Origin of the sequence: Pseudomonas sp. FP2196 (assembly GCF_030687715.1) — a bacterium.
Lineage (GTDB): Bacteria > Pseudomonadota > Gammaproteobacteria > Pseudomonadales > Pseudomonadaceae > Aquipseudomonas.
The window spans coordinates 5,048,942-5,062,875 of sequence record NZ_CP117445.1 but is presented as its reverse complement, the minus strand read 5'-3'; the positions used below and the strand labels follow the sequence as shown (position 1 = coordinate 5,062,875).

Annotated in this window: 13 protein-coding genes; 3 read left to right on the top strand and 10 right to left on the bottom strand. The window is 59.8% G+C overall.

The window, feature by feature from the left end:
* Nucleotides 1–60 precede the first annotated feature (60 nt).
* The 7 genes from PSH79_RS22605 to PSH79_RS22575 form a co-directional block, all read right to left on the bottom strand.
* Nucleotides 61–1,566 carry a sensor domain-containing diguanylate cyclase gene (locus tag PSH79_RS22605; RefSeq protein ID WP_305439710.1) on the bottom strand — a complete coding sequence of 502 codons (1,506 nt, stop codon included), beginning with the start codon at nt 1,564–1,566 and terminating at the stop codon, nt 61–63.
* Between the two features lie 184 nt (nt 1,567–1,750).
* Entirely contained in the window at nt 1,751–3,067 is a 1,317-nt protein-coding gene (locus PSH79_RS22600; RefSeq protein WP_305439709.1) for an OprD family porin, read from the bottom strand.
* 197 nt (nt 3,068–3,264) lie between these two features.
* Complete coding sequence (locus PSH79_RS22595; protein ID WP_305439708.1) at nt 3,265–3,486, bottom strand: hypothetical protein; 222 nt, start codon at nt 3,484–3,486, stop codon at nt 3,265–3,267.
* A 222-nt stretch (nt 3,487–3,708) separates the two neighbouring features.
* Nucleotides 3,709–5,073, bottom strand: a complete 1,365-nt coding sequence (locus PSH79_RS22590; RefSeq protein WP_305439707.1) for a heavy metal sensor histidine kinase — start codon at nt 5,071–5,073, stop codon at nt 3,709–3,711.
* Nucleotides 5,063–5,740, bottom strand: a complete 678-nt coding sequence (locus tag PSH79_RS22585; RefSeq protein WP_305439706.1) for a heavy metal response regulator transcription factor — start codon at nt 5,738–5,740, stop codon at nt 5,063–5,065. The genes PSH79_RS22590 and PSH79_RS22585 overlap by 11 nt, the downstream gene beginning before the upstream one ends.
* 7 nt (nt 5,741–5,747) lie before the next feature.
* Complete coding sequence (locus tag PSH79_RS22580) at nt 5,748–8,849, bottom strand: multidrug efflux RND transporter permease subunit (RefSeq protein WP_305439704.1); 3,102 nt, start codon at nt 8,847–8,849, stop codon at nt 5,748–5,750.
* Nucleotides 8,846–10,006, bottom strand: a complete 1,161-nt coding sequence (locus PSH79_RS22575) for an efflux RND transporter periplasmic adaptor subunit (protein ID WP_305439703.1) — start codon at nt 10,004–10,006, stop codon at nt 8,846–8,848. Before PSH79_RS22575 ends, PSH79_RS22580 begins: the two co-directional genes overlap by 4 nt.
* A gap of 802 nt (nt 10,007–10,808) precedes the next feature.
* Here PSH79_RS22575 and PSH79_RS22570 point away from each other — a divergent pair.
* The 3 genes from PSH79_RS22570 to PSH79_RS22560 all read left to right on the top strand — a co-directional run bounded on the left by PSH79_RS22570 (nt 10,809) and on the right by PSH79_RS22560 (nt 12,112).
* On the top strand, nt 10,809–11,168 hold the full coding sequence (locus PSH79_RS22570) for a DUF6124 family protein (RefSeq protein ID WP_305439701.1): 360 nt from the start codon (nt 10,809–10,811) through the stop codon (nt 11,166–11,168).
* 285 nt (nt 11,169–11,453) lie between these two features.
* Nucleotides 11,454–11,759 carry a type 1 fimbrial protein gene (locus PSH79_RS22565; protein WP_305439699.1) on the top strand — a complete coding sequence of 102 codons (306 nt, stop codon included), beginning with the start codon at nt 11,454–11,456 and terminating at the stop codon, nt 11,757–11,759.
* A gap of 113 nt (nt 11,760–11,872) precedes the next feature.
* Complete coding sequence (locus tag PSH79_RS22560; RefSeq protein ID WP_305439698.1) at nt 11,873–12,112, top strand: hypothetical protein; 240 nt, start codon at nt 11,873–11,875, stop codon at nt 12,110–12,112.
* A 104-nt stretch (nt 12,113–12,216) separates the two neighbouring features.
* Here the strand turns inward: PSH79_RS22560 and PSH79_RS22555 are convergent, their stop codons facing one another.
* The 3 genes from PSH79_RS22555 to PSH79_RS22545 form a co-directional block, all read right to left on the bottom strand.
* Complete coding sequence (locus PSH79_RS22555) at nt 12,217–12,966, bottom strand: YkgJ family cysteine cluster protein (RefSeq protein ID WP_305439696.1); 750 nt, start codon at nt 12,964–12,966, stop codon at nt 12,217–12,219.
* An 83-nt stretch (nt 12,967–13,049) separates the two neighbouring features.
* Entirely contained in the window at nt 13,050–13,376 is a 327-nt protein-coding gene (locus tag PSH79_RS22550; RefSeq protein ID WP_305439695.1) for a hypothetical protein, read from the bottom strand.
* 98 nt (nt 13,377–13,474) lie between these two features.
* Nucleotides 13,475–13,933 (bottom strand): N-acetyltransferase, encoded by a 459-nt coding sequence (locus PSH79_RS22545; protein WP_305439694.1) that lies wholly within the window; start codon nt 13,931–13,933, stop codon nt 13,475–13,477.
* Nucleotide 13,934 lies beyond the last annotated feature (1 nt).

Genomic DNA, 13,934 nt, shown 5'->3' with positions numbered 1-13,934 from the left:
CTCCTACAGGGGATCGCACTCCCAAAGGTAGGAGCTGCCGCAGGCTGCGATCTTTTGATCTTAGGAGACAACGACCCGATTGCGCCCACCTTCCTTGGCCTGATACAACGCCTTGTCCGCCGCAAACAGCAGTTGCTCCAGCGTCATCTCACTGTCCGCTGTCCAGACACAGATACCGATACTCACCGTCATCGGCACCTGCGCTCCGTCGCGCAACGGCAATCGCTCCACCGCCTTTCGAATATGCTCGGCAATCTGCTGTGCGCCCGCGCTGTCGGTCTCGGCCAGAATCACCGAAAACTCCTCGCCGCCATACCGCGCCACCAGATCCGCCGGCCGGCGTACATTCGCCGTGATGACCTTGGCCAACTCGCGCAACGCCTGATCGCCAGCCTGATGCCCATGGCGGTCATTGAACGCCTTGAAGTGATCGGCATCGATCATCATCACCGACAGCGGCTTGCCCGAACGCTGGGCGCGGAACCATTCGTGACGCAGTGCCTGATCGAGCATTCGGCGGTTGGCCAAGCCGGTCAGTGCGTCAGTGGCCGCCAGTTGCGCCAGTTCGCGCTCGGCCCTGTGGCGCAAGCGCAGTTCCCGGGCCAGCAGCCAGGTCAGCCATAGCAGACCGAGGCACAGCACTCCGGTGGCACCGCTGATCAGCAACGCCGTGCGCCGCCATGTTCCAAAAACCTCATTACTGGACAACGCGACGATCACCGTCAGCGGCAAATTGCCGACTCGCGAATAGGTGTAGAGCCGCTGTTGGAAATCGATGCTCGAAACGCTGTTGAAACTGCCATTACCATCCTTGTCACGCAGAATCCGCACCACGTTGGGCCGATTGCCGAAACTTTTACCGATGGAGTCGCTTTGCAGGTACGGCTTCTGCGCCAGCAACACACCGTCGTTGTCGATGATGTTCAGCGTACTGTCGTTGCCAATGTCGAGGCTGTTGAACAACTGGTCGAAGTAATCGAGCTTCAAGGAGGCCACGGCCACGCCGACGAATTCCCCGGTTTCAGAGGAAATGCGTCGGCTGAAGCTGATGCGCCATTGATTGGCTTCATCGCAGTCGCAACGGGTCTTGAACGGGCGGCTGATAAACATGCCAGTGTCGCGGTTGAACGCATGGGCAAGGAAGTAATCGCGGTCGGCGAAGTTGCCGGGTTTGGGGTCGACGCGCGAAGAATCGGCAACCACATCGCCGTGCTTGTCGAGCAACAGAATGTCGCCCTTGTAGCGGGCGGCGGTCGAGCGGTCGAACAACGCCAGATGGCGGATCTGCGGCGTGACGTTGCGCAAGTCATCACGTTGCGAAGCGGCGATCAGGCCTTGCAGCGTCAGGTCGTACAACTCGACGGTGCGCAGCACGTCGGCATCGATCAACTGAGCGATGGTGGTGGCACTGCGGGTCGCCGACTCCTGAGCGTTGGCGTGCTCGCGAATCAGTAGAAAGGTGACGATGCAGATAATCGCGATCACGGTCAGCAAACTACCGCAAATCAGCAGCAGTTCGGGGCGTCCGGTCTTGCCCGAAGCGGGTGGGGTTCGACTCGCGATCATGATGGGGTTATCGGTTGGGGGATCTTATGAGAGTAGTTGCACAAACAAAGGATTAACTGTGGAGAACTTGCTGTTTCACCACTGCAGGAGCTGCCGAAGGCTGCGATCTTTTGATTTTCAATAGAAAGATCAACAGATCGCAGCCTTGGGCAGCTCTTACATGTCCAGTGTTAGCTGACTGATCTTAGAAGACGTTGATCGGGTAGTCGATGATTACCCGGTATTCATCTGTGTCTGTATCAATCACGCCATAACCGTTGCCGCCGCGGTTGGTGGCCCATTGCAGGCGCACCGCGAGGTCTTTTGCCTGACCGTTTTGCACGACGTATTTGAGGTCGAGGTCGCGTTCCCAGTGCTTGGCGTTGCTCCCTTCGGCGCTGTACCAGTTGGAGTAGCCCTGGCTGTCAGGGTCCGCTTTGGTCAGGTCAACCGTACCGCGTGAGTAGGACACTGCCGACGTCAGCCCCGGCACACCGACACCGGCAAAGTCGTAGGCGTACTTGAGCTTCCATGAGCGCTCGTTGGGGCCGTTGAAGTCCGAGTACTGCTGCGAGTTGTCGAGGTAAACGCTGTCGCCCTGGCTGATGTAGTCGAACGGCGTATTGCCGTTGACCCGCTGATACGCGGCAGTGACGCTGTGGCTGCCGATGCCGACGGTGAAATGCAGGCTGTAGGTGTTGTTGTCGATATCGCCGAGCAGCGCATCGCCGGTGTCTTGGGTGTGATAGAAGTGGAGGCCCGGGTTGAGGCTGACCAGATCGTTCAACTGCCAGGTGTAATCCAGGTCGTAGTAGTACTGGTTCCAGATGTCCTTGAGCTCCGAGGCATACAGGCTGCTGGTCAGGCCTTCAACGCCGCTCCAGGACACGCCCGCCCAGTTCAGGTGGCGGCTGTCATCGCCATCGGCCAGTGTGCCGTAGGAGGTGCCGATGCGTGTGTGACCGCTCTGGTTGTAAGGCTTGGTGAAACTGGCCTGACCGCCCTCGATCAACCAGCCATCGAAGCTATGGTTGGTCAGGCTGACGCCACGGAACGTCTGCGGCAGCATGCGACTGTCACCGCCGGCAATCACCGGGTTGGTGAGGAACAGATCACCGGCCTTCAACTCGGTGTCGAACGCGCGCATTTTCAAGGTGCCGCCCGCTGTCGAGAACGCGCCCGGCGCTTTGCCGTTGCCATCGCTGATCGGCAGGATGCTGGAACCGTCGGTGCCGCCACCGCCGTCGAGTTTCAGCCCGAGCATGGCGTGGGCATCAATGCCGAACCCGACCGTGCCTTCGGTGTAGCCCGACTGGAAGATGCCGAGAAAGCCCTGGCCCCACTCGATGTTGTCGTCCGCCTTCTGCAGGCGGTTGCGATTCATGTAGTAGTTGCGGGCGTTGAGGTTGAGGCTTGAGCCTTCGACAAAGCCTTCTTTGGCGGCCTCGTCGGCGTGAGCAGCCGGGGCAATCGTTGCGGCAATTGCAATGAACAGCGGGGTGAAACGGACTGGGTAACGCACGTGCAATGGAGCTCCTTGGGTCAACTGGCGCCTCTATATTTTGAGGCGCTCAATGTTTCTTGTTGTTACAGACGAACCAAACGGCTTTCAGACCACAACGAAAAAAGGCCGCTGAACGGCAGCGGCCTGGAATGACGACGGTTGAACGGGAAGAGCCAAACAACCGCGTCGAGGGAAACGTTGGCGCGGTGCGCGACTCAGCTGTCTTTCTCGGCGGCTTGCGCCTTGGAAGTGGCAGCCTGTGGGGCTTGCGAGGCGTCTTGTGCCTTGGCCATCACTTCGGCCTGATGCTGATCGAAGGCCTGAGCGCGAGCGACATTGCGTGCCACGAACGACTGCGATTCTTCAGCCATCGCCATCGGCGACAGGATCAATGAGGACAAAACGAACGCGCTGGCAATACCCATACTGTTGGACATCTTGAAAACCTTCTCGCTTGGCGAGTGCTGTTTGGTGCGGGCAAAGATAAGGTTGCCTCGCGCTGGGAAACAGCGTGATTTTCATAAATGACTGTTACAGCACAAGCAAAAATCTTTCAGGCTGGGCGCGAACGTGTGGCGAGGGGATAAATCCCCTCACCACAAAAGCTTCCTCACTCCAATCCACTGCCGCAGGGATTTGCCTGCACTGGGGGCTAAGCGTCAGACAGGGAGGTGAATGCCGAAGGTATTCATCCCCCGGTCACTGCGCACAAACACGTCACCACCATGCATCAGCGCAATCGCTCTAACGATCGCCAATCCCAATCCATGGTTATTGCCACTGTTGCTGCGCGACGCATCCACCCGATAAAAGCGTTCAAACAAACGCGGCAAATGCTCACTGGCAATCGGCGAGCCGGGGTTTGCCACACCAATGCTGACCTGATGTTCCTGCACCTCGATCCGCACCTCGATCACTTGACCCGCTTCAGTGTGCTGCACGGCGTTACTCAGCAGATTGATCAACGCCCGGCGCAAATGCGCGACCTCGATCTGCACCCGTGCATCGCCGCTGACCTGCACCTGAACCTGCGCGTCTTCGAGAATGAAATCCAGATACTCCAGCGTGGTCGCTACCTCATCGGCCAGCGACGTCGACGTCAGTTTGGTCGCCTTGTTGCCCTGATCGGCACTCGCGAGAAACAGCATGTCGTTGATGATCGAACGCAGCCGCTCCAGCTCTTCGAGATTGGATTGCAGCACTTCGAAGTAGTGTTCGGCCGAGCGTCCGCGCGTCAGTGCCACTTGGGTCTGGCCGATCAGATTGGTCAGCGGCGAGCGCAGTTCGTGGGCCACGTCAGCGTTGAAAGATTCCAGCCGCGAGTAAGCCTGTTCGACCCGTTCCAGCGTCGAGTTGAACGAGTCGACAAACTGCTCAAGCTCCGGCGGCAATGGCGAGAGGCGCAAGCGTCCGGCCCGCAGCGGTGGTGCCAGCCTTTGCGCTTCATGGGACAGTTTGATCAGCGGTTTGAGACCGATCCGCGCCACCCAATAGCCCAGTGCCGAGGCCATCAGCACACCGGCAATGGCCAGGCCGATCAAGGCGATCAGCAGGTTGTGCTGGGTCTCATGAAAGGTCTCGGTGTTGATGCCGATCATAAAGCGCAGGGGCGGGCGCTGATCCTTGGCGGGCAGCTCGGTCAGCAGTACTTTCAACGGGTAAGGCTGGCCGGGCAACTGCAAGTCATGCATGCCCGTCGGGCCTTTGGCGAAGGCGCGGACCTCGGCATCCGGCTCGCCGAACTCATAACCCGGGTTGCCGCTCACCACCCAGAAACGAATGCGTTTGTCCTCTTCGCTCAGCAGTTTGAGCTTGGCGTTGATCTTCACCCAATGCTCGGGCGTGCCAAAACGATTGAGCGCCGACTCCAGCACGCTATAACGCGCGTCCAGTTCGGCTTCCGGCAACAGGCCCAAACCCTTGTCGACCTGCTGATACAGCGCGCCGCCGATCAACAGAAACACCACCAGCGCCACCAGCGTGAACATCCCGCTCAGGCGCAGGGCGATTGAGTTACTGGACATCACGGCTCTCCAGCACATAACCCATGCCCCGGATGGTGTGCAGCAGCTTCTCGTCGAACGGCCCGTCGAGCTTGGCGCGCAGGCGTTTGATCGCCACTTCGACCACATTGGCGTCGCTGTCGAAATTGATGTCCCAGACCATCTCGGCAATGGCGGTTTTCGAAAGAATTTCACCCTGGCGACGGGCGAGGACACTGAGCAACGAGAACTCCTTGGCGGTCAGGTCCAGCCGAGTGCCGGCGCGAGTCGCCTTGCGGCTGATCAGATCTATCCACAGGTCGGCGATGCTCACTTGCACCGGTTCATGGCCGCCGCTGCGTCGTGTCAGCGCTTGCAGGCGCGCGACCAGTTCAAGGAAGGAAAACGGTTTGCCGAGGTAATCGTCGGCGCCGTCGCGCAGGCCCTTGATGCGGTCTTCGACCCTTTCGCGGGCGGTGAGCATGATCACCGGGGTTTGCTTGCGCGCACGCAACGCGCGCAACACGCCAAAGCCGTCGAGGCCCGGCAGCATGACGTCGAGGACGATCACCGCGTAGTCGCCTTCCAGCGCCAGGTGCAGGCCCTCGACGCCGTCGCGGGCCAGGTCCACGGTGTAACCCTGTTCCGTCAGGCCGCGGTGCAGATAATCCGCGGTTTTTTCCTCGTCTTCGATAATCAGAACGCGCATGACCGCCTCAGTCTGTAGTCGCCAGTGCCGGCACGGGCTCTGGTTTGGGCCGGTGAAACAGCCGCTCAAGCCACAAGTATATGACCGGCGTGGTAAACAGCGTCAGCATCTGGCTCACCAACAAGCCGCCCACCACCGCAATCCCCAACGGCTGTCGCAGTTCGGCACCGGTGCCATAACCGAGCATCAGCGGCAGCGCGCCGAGCAGGGCGGCGAGGGTGGTCATGATGATCGGCCGGAACCGGGTGATGCACGCCTCGAAAATCGCATCCTGCGGCGACAAACCTCGCTGTCGCTGAGCCTCGAGCGCAAAGTCGATCATCAGGATGCCGTTCTTCTTCACAATGCCGATCAGCAACACCAGGCCGATCAGCGCCATGATCGAAAAGTCCTGCCCGCAGATCCACAACATGATTACCGCACCGAGACCGGCCGCCGGCAGCGTCGAAATGATCGTCAGCGGATGCACGAAGCTCTCGTAGAGCACACCGAGAATGATGTACACCGCCACCAACGCCGCCAGAATCAGCCACGGCTGACTGGCCAGCGAGCTCTGGAACGCCTGCGCTGCACCCTGGAAATTGCCGCTGATCGCGGTCGGCATGCCGATCTCGGCCTTGGCCTGATTGAGCAGAATCACCGCATCGCCCAACGCCACGCCGGGGGCGAGGTTGAACGACAGGTTGGCGGCCGGGAACATGCCGTCATGGGCAATCGACAGTGGGCCGATGGTCGGCGCGTCAAACCTGGCCAGCGCTGACAGCGGCACCATCTCGCCACTCAGCGGCGAGCGCAGGTAGAAATAGTTGAGGCTCTCGGCTTTGCCGCGTTGCTTGGTGTCCAGCTCCAGAATCACGTTGTACTGGTTGACCTGGGTCTGGAATTCATTGACTTGTCGCTGGCCGAAGGCGTCGTACAGCGCCTCATCGACGTCACTCGCAGTCAGCCCGAAGCGCGCGGCGGCGCTGCGGTCGATGCTGATGTGAGTGATGCTGCCGCCCAATTGCAAATCGTTGGAAATATCGCGAAACGCCGGATTGCTGCGCAGTTTTTCCGTCAGGCGCTGGGTCCAGGTGGCGAGGGTCGCGCCGTCGTTGCTCTTGAGCACGTATTGGTACTGCGCGCGACTTGGGCCGGAGCTGAGGTTGATGTCCTGGCCGGCGCGCAAGTAAAGGACGATGCCGGGGACTTTCATCAGTTGCGGGCGAATCCGGTCGATGAACTGGCTGGCCGACACATCACGGTCACCGCGTTTTTTCAGGGCGATCCAGAAGCGGCCGTTGGCGATGGTCTGGTTACTGCCGGATACACCCACCGAGTGGGAGAACGCCTGCACGGCCGGATCGGCGGCGACGATTTCGGCCATGGCCAGGTGTTTTTTCACCATGTCGCCGTAGGAAATATCCGCAGCGGCTTCGGTGGTGCCAAGGACGAAACCGGTGTCCTGCACCGGAAAGAAACCCTTGGGGATAAAGATGTAACCGGCGACGGCCAAAGCGAGGGACAAGCCAAATACGCCGATCATCAATTTCTGATGGGCGAGGGCGCGGCGCAGGCCTTTTTCGTACCAGCCGAGCAAACGTTCACTGAACCCCGGTTTGTCGTGGGCGTGATGCACCGGTTTACGCATGAACAGCGCGGCCAGCGTGGGTGCCAGCGTCAGCGAAACCACCACGGAAATCATGATGGTCGAGGTTGCCGTCAGGGCGAACTCCTTGAACAGTCGCCCGACCACACCGCCCATGAACAGCAGCGGAATAAATGCCGCCACCAGCGAGAAACTGATCGAGACCACGGTGAAACCGATCTCGCCGGCACCTTTGATCGCGGCCTCGCGCATATCATCGCCTGCCTCCAGGTGCCGGTGAATGTTCTCCACCACCACAATCGCGTCGTCGACGACAAACCCCACGGCCACCACGATCGCCACCAGCGTCAGGTTGTTCAGGCTGAAGCCGAGGATGTACATCAGCGCGAAACTGGCCACCAGCGACACACCGAGTACCGCCGACACGATCAGCGTCGCCGACAACTGGCGCAGGAACAGTGCCATCACCGCCACCACCAACAGGATCGCGATCAACAGCGTGATCTCGACCTCATGCAGCGAGGCGCGGATGGTCTGGGTGCGGTCGATCAGAACGTCGACCTGCACAGAGGCCGGCAGCATGGCTTCGAGGCCGGGCAGGGCGGCTTGGATGCGATCCACTGTCTCGACAATGTTGGCGCCAGGTTGGCGCGAAATCACCAGGTTTACCCCCGGTCGATCACCCGCCCACGCTTGCACATAATCATCTTCCGAACCGTTGATAACGTTGGCGACATCTCTTAGGTGAACCGGGGCGCCATCCTTGTAGGAAACGATGAGCTGGCGGTACTCCTCAGGCTGGAACAACTGGTCGTTGGTCGACAGCGTGGAAATACTCGACTCGCCGTACAGTGCGCCCTTGGCCAGGTTGAGGCTGGTTTGCTGGATCGCCAGGCGGATGTCGGCGAGGGTCAGGCCGATGGCCGCGAGTTTGTCCGCCGAAGCCTGAACGCGGATCGCCGGACGTTGCTGACCAGTGATGTTGATTTGGCCTACACCGTCGATCTGACTGATCTGACGGGCCAGCAAGGTTTCCACCAGATCACTGAGTTCGGTGCCGGGCATCTGTGTCGAGCTGACGCTGAGGATCAGCACCGGGCTGTCGGCCGGGTTGACCTTCCTCCAGGTCGGCAGCGTTGGCATGTCTTTGGGCAACTTGCCGGCGGCGGTGTTGATCGCCGCTTGTACTTCCTGGGCAGCGGTGTCGATGCTCTTGTCGAGGCTGAATTGCAGGGTCAGCAGGGTGGAGCCCAAGGCACTGCTGGAGGTCATCTGGGTCATGCCGGGGATGGCACTGAATTGCACCTCCAGCGGCGTGGCCACGGACGAGGCCATGGTGTCGGGGCTGGCGCCGGGCAATTTCGCGGACACCTGAATCGTAGGAAATTCCGCTTCTGGCAGTGGGGCAATGGGTAGACGCGGGAAGGCAATGACGCCGACCAGCACCAGGGCGATGGTCAGCAGAATCGTTGCGACCGGGTGATCAATGCACCACGTCGAAACGCCTTTGTGCTGCTTCATGGTTTCGGCTCCGCTTGCACCACCTGCGGCGGCTCACTCATCACTTGCACGGTGGAACCGGGCTTGAGCCGCGACTGGCCGTCGGTGACCAGCACGTCACCGGCCCTCACGCCTTTGATGATGTCCTGGCCGCTGCCCTGATAAACCATCTGTACTTGTACGGCTTCGACCTTGTCGCCGTTCACGCGATAGACGAAGTGTTGATCGAGGCCCCGTTGTACGACGGTGGGCGGGACGACCAGCGCATCTTTGTCCAGAGCTGTCTGAATTTTTACCGTCACCAGCAAACCCGGCCAGAGCTTCTGGCTGGCGTTGTCGAATTCGGCCTTGGCGCGGATGGTGCCGGTGTTGGCGTTGATCTGGTTGTCGATCAGGGTCAGGTGGCCCTCGCCGAGCAGGTTGCCGGTTTCGCCATCGGTGTCGGCGCCGATGTAGGCCTTGACCTGCGCGTGTTGCGGGTCGGTGATCAGGCCTTGCAGGGTCGGCAGCATTTGCTGGGGCAGGGAGAATTCCACGGCGATCGGGTCGATCTGGGTCACAGTGAACAGGCCTTGGGCGTCGGTCATGCGCAGGAAGTTGCCTTCGTCGACTGTGCGAATACCGACGCGACCGGTGACCGGGGAGCGAATCTGGGTGTAGGAAAGCTGCACTTGGGCGGCGTCGATCGAGGCCTGGTTGCCTTGGGCGGTGGCTTTGAGCTGGTTGACCAACGCTTGTTGCTGGTCGTAGGTCTGTTTGGAGACGCCGTCGTCGACGCTGAGCAGTTTGTAGCGTTTGAGGTTGAGCTGGGCGACTTGCAGTTGGGCCTGGCTTTCGGCCAGTTGCGCGCGGGTCTGGTCGAGGCTGGCGCGGATCGAGCGGTCGTCGATGGTGGCGAGCAGGTCGCCGGTTTTGACCCGTTGGCCTTCCTTGACGAGGATTTTGGTGAGGATGCCGTCGACTTGTGGGCGCACGACCACGCTGTGTAATGAGAGGACGGAGCCGATGCCGCTGGTGTAGCGGGGGACGTCTTTTTCGCTGACAGTTATGACTCGCACCGGGATGGCGGTTGGGGTGGCGAGTTTGGTCGGGGCGGGTTTGATTGCAAACCATAGGCCCATGGCTGCCAGGGCGATGAGCAGGGTGGCTAGCAGGGCTTTGTGCTTTTGGATTCGCATGCGATTGGGGCGCCAAGGGGCTGGAGTTTGGGCAGATTGGGTACGTTATAAACCTGTCTTGGGGTCAGGAGGGTGACGGCTAGCTGTCAGCGCTGTCAGTTTTCTGTGTGTCTATCCGTTGCTGCGGTAACGGCTGCCGACGGGCTCTGAGATCAAGATCAAGAGCTTTACTCGAGCTAACGCTCATTGTTGAGTGGGGCGGCATTCGCCGCGTGCGGGGTGTAACTGTCTCCTCTGTAGGAGCTGCCGCAGGCTGCGATCTTTTGATCTGGCTTTTGCTTTCTGTGGGCGCTGGCTTGCCAGCGATGGCGGCCTGACAACCGCCCAATGTGTGGCAGGCAGCATGCGATCCCATTGTAGGAGTGAGCCTGCTCGCGATGGCGATCTGACAACCGCCCAATGTCTGGCAGGTGTACTCGGTTGAAACTGTGGGAGCTGGCTTGCCAGCGATGAGGCCCATACAGTCACCCGATTACTTTGCTGTGTTTAGAGGCGTGTGAAATCACCAGAACCTTCCCACAAGGTTTTCAGGTTGTCCGTCGGACGTGCGCTCTCTAGTCTTTGGCTGTCGCTGACAACTCAGCGATCGGGAGGTGAGATGCCCGATTTGGATCCCCAGACAAGTGCCCCCATAATTGCCGTCAGTTCACGCTGTCAGCATTTTTATGGCGGCTATGTGCGGGCAGACTTCGGTCCGGCCGGTTTGGGGTATCCCCGGTGATCTCACCCCGTACATAGCTGCCACCTCTTCTTCGAGTGAGATCAGGAACGAGTGGCGCCACTACTTGGAAGCCCCCATTCGATGGACAAATTAATCCCGGATCCACCAGAAACATCCACCCCCCTCGCCGACGCCATCCGCGCCGAAGACCGCATCAAAAACCACGAAGCGATAAAACGCGCCCTCGATTTTTACCTCTGCCCAGATCCCCCTAAACCACGAAAACCCAGCACCATGTTCATGGTCTGCCCCAACGTCGACACCGAAAGTCTGCTCGCCCACGCCTGTGAGTCTTTAGCGTCCGCCAGTGCGGCGACCAGCAATTTCGCCAATGAGCTGAGCGGTTTGCAGCGCAACACGGTGCTGGGGATCCAGCAGATCATCATGCTCGCCGAGCTGGCGGTTAACCGGGCGCTGGATCGGGTTGATCCGCAGACCTGAGTCCGCGTTATCGTTCTTCGCCAGCAGGCTGGCTCCCACAGGAGTAAGCATTCCAATTGTGGGAGTGAGCCTGCTCGCGAAGACGGCTGAAATGACACAACATCACTAACCTTTGAACCAACATGCAAACTCACCACGGAACAGTCCCAAAAAAGGACTGATCATTCCCAAATCAGGACTCTTCTGCGCTGCCCCTACTAAGCTCCTCAAGATCCGCCCCCAGCAGCGGATACAAGTGTATAGCCCAGTCGATCACTGCACGGGTCTCTACGGGAGTGTCCTGTCATGAAGCTCAAAATCGTCATTTCCAGTGTGTTTGTCGTGCTTCCGCTCACGGTCTGCGCCGCTCCTCAAACCACTTCCGGCGAGATCCGTTTCAGCGGTCAGATCGTCGATTCCGGCTGTGAAGTCGGGCGAGTTGGCGCACTGAATTCCAGCGAGTCCCGGCAAGTCGAGCTCACGCCCGGTCTGAAGGTTGACGTCGACACCTACCGCAACGCGTGCAGCCGCGAAAAGCTGCCAATGACCATGACCTTTGAGGCGTTGAAGACCTCGACCGACAAAGGCATCGTCACCATCGAGTACCTGTAAACCGTTCGGCGTGCGGTGCAAATCTTCAGGTGCTGACCCGTGGCGCGCAGGTATACTGCGCGCCTTCGCGGCTCACTTACCGGGCGCGACTTTTTTTGTTTTGCGGAGCTTTCATGACTTCCCCGATCCAACCGCCGGTTGACGACGCCGTGAGCGATGTCCCGGCTGAACTGGCCGACGCCAGCGAATCCAAAGCCGAGATCCCGGCGTTCAAGTTCCCGTTCAAACCGGGCGAATTGGCCGCTGCCAAAGGCTCGAACCAGCCGTGGTACAAGAACGGCGCGAAGAACGGCCACACCAAGACACCGGGCATGGCGCCGCCGGGCACCCGTCGTTCGATGGGCAAGCGCTGATTTTATTGATTGAAGCTGTCTTCGCCGGCCTCATCGCTGGCAAGTCAGCTCCCACAGGGATTTGTGTCGTACACAAATGATGTGAGCCCGCTAAAAACTCCGGATCAAGCCGCCCGCAACGAAATAAACGCATAGGTCAACGCCGGCTCAGTGACCACCCGTGCGCCGGCCGCGAGTATTTGCCCGGCCACATCATCCCCGGACAAATGAAACAGCCATTCACTGGTCTCTTCGCTCAATGGCTGCGCACTCACCTGATCAATCACCGCCGCAAACGCGTCCATATTCGGCAAGTACGCGGTAAACCCGTCGCCCTTGAGCGCCGTGGTACGAATCCCCAGTGCGGCACAAATCGCATCCTTGAGCCGAATGTCATCGCGATCCGCCTGTCTTGAGCGCTGAATCAGTTCGATCAGTTCCTGATCAACCAATTCGCCACCGACGATCAGCGCCGGCCCCTGTTCCCATGACTCTGGCGGGCAATCCTTGGCTGCAGGGTTAAGCGGGATATGCGGATTGATTTCCGCTGGATAAATCCGACACACCAAAGGCCGACGCTCGTAGATGCGACACAGCTTGTCTTCGTCAAGATTCCGGCAAGGGCCGACGTTGTAGGCGGCAAAGGTGATCGCCACATGCACGTCCGATGCGCCGCTGCGTACCAGCGCCGAACGCCGCTCGGCGTGTTCACGTTGCTGCGCCGGCAAACCCAGACCATTGCCGAGGAACGCCTCTGCCAGCACGATGACCTGGCCGCCATCCGCCGCCCACATGCGGGCTTCGGCCAGGGTCAGGGGGACATGATGGTCGGTGCAGCATTTGCCGCAACCTACGCAGGAAAACGTTGTAGTCATTGAGCGATCAATCTTCAATCAGGGTGTGAATCGGCGGCAGAAAATCGCCGTGCAGAACCGGATCGAAGCAAGTTATGCGCCATTCACTGGGCTTTGGCGGTCGGTCGGATCGAGTCCCACTCCGTGACGAATGCGGTTTTCGATTTTTTGTTGTACAGGCACAGTTCGCTGCCTTGCTGGCCTTTCATGTGTTTTTGCGGGTATTGGCCTTGCAGCAACACGGCGGTGTAGCCGACGCGGTCGTCGAATTGTGCGGGGGTACCGACGGGTTTGGCGTTTTTCAGGCCGCTGGCTTTGGTGCAACTGGCGAGCACTGTTTTGTCATAGGCGGCCCAGGCGTCGGGGCTGGAGGCGTGGGCCTGGGCGGCGAGGGCGGTGAGGCAGAGCAGGCTGAGGGTGATGGCTTTCATGGTTGAGGCATCCTTGTAATGACCAAGGTTGGAGTATGCCTGAGGGTAAAAAGTTGTCTTTGAGGCCGCCATCGCTGGCAAGCCAGCGATGGCGGTGGTCAGTCGGGCACCAACTCACGGCGAACCACATACATCCCGGCACTCTCATACAGCCGCTGCGCCCGAAGGTTATCTTCCAGCACCTTTAAATCGACAAATCCTTCGCGCCTTTGCTGAAACACCTTGAATGCATTGAGCAGCAATGCCCGACCCAAACCTCGGCCTTGAGCGCGCGGATGCACCACCAGATTCTTGATGTATGAGCTGGTCCAACATTGCGCCACACCGATAACGCCTTCGGTGTCCGTGGCGATGAAACACAGTTGCGGATCGTATTCAGGATCGCTTTCAAACCGCTGCTGCCAGACGTCGAGCGCCGGCACCCGGCCGCCACCTTCGCGGTAACCGAGTTGCATCAATTGATGCACGGCGTTCGCCAACTCCGGTCGGTAAGTGCTGACTTCAATACCTTCTGGCCAGCAGATATCCGGCGCGTCTGCCCGCAGATCGCGCCGCATC

Excerpts from the sequence above, each read along its gene's own strand:
- PSH79_RS22590 (WP_305439707.1), bottom strand. The coding sequence starts at position 5,073 with ATGTCCAGTAACTCAATCGCCCTGCGCCTGAGCGGGATGTTCACGCTG.
- PSH79_RS22580 (WP_305439704.1), bottom strand. The coding sequence starts at position 8,849 with ATGAAGCAGCACAAAGGCGTTTCGACGTGGTGCATTGATCACCCGGTC.
- PSH79_RS22545 (WP_305439694.1), bottom strand. The coding sequence starts at position 13,933 with ATGCGGCGCGATCTGCGGGCAGACGCGCCGGATATCTGCTGGCCAGAA.
- PSH79_RS22595 (WP_305439708.1), bottom strand. The coding sequence starts at position 3,486 with ATGTCCAACAGTATGGGTATTGCCAGCGCGTTCGTTTTGTCCTCATTG.
- PSH79_RS22555 (WP_305439696.1), bottom strand. The coding sequence starts at position 12,966 with ATGACTACAACGTTTTCCTGCGTAGGTTGCGGCAAATGCTGCACCGAC.
- PSH79_RS22570 (WP_305439701.1), top strand. The coding sequence starts at position 10,809 with ATGGACAAATTAATCCCGGATCCACCAGAAACATCCACCCCCCTCGCC.
- PSH79_RS22560 (WP_305439698.1), top strand. The coding sequence starts at position 11,873 with ATGACTTCCCCGATCCAACCGCCGGTTGACGACGCCGTGAGCGATGTC.
- PSH79_RS22575 (WP_305439703.1), bottom strand. The coding sequence starts at position 10,006 with ATGCGAATCCAAAAGCACAAAGCCCTGCTAGCCACCCTGCTCATCGCC.
- PSH79_RS22550 (WP_305439695.1), bottom strand. The coding sequence starts at position 13,376 with ATGAAAGCCATCACCCTCAGCCTGCTCTGCCTCACCGCCCTCGCCGCC.
- PSH79_RS22585 (WP_305439706.1), bottom strand. The coding sequence starts at position 5,740 with ATGCGCGTTCTGATTATCGAAGACGAGGAAAAAACCGCGGATTATCTG.
- PSH79_RS22565 (WP_305439699.1), top strand. The coding sequence starts at position 11,454 with ATGAAGCTCAAAATCGTCATTTCCAGTGTGTTTGTCGTGCTTCCGCTC.
- PSH79_RS22605 (WP_305439710.1), bottom strand. The coding sequence starts at position 1,566 with ATGATCGCGAGTCGAACCCCACCCGCTTCGGGCAAGACCGGACGCCCC.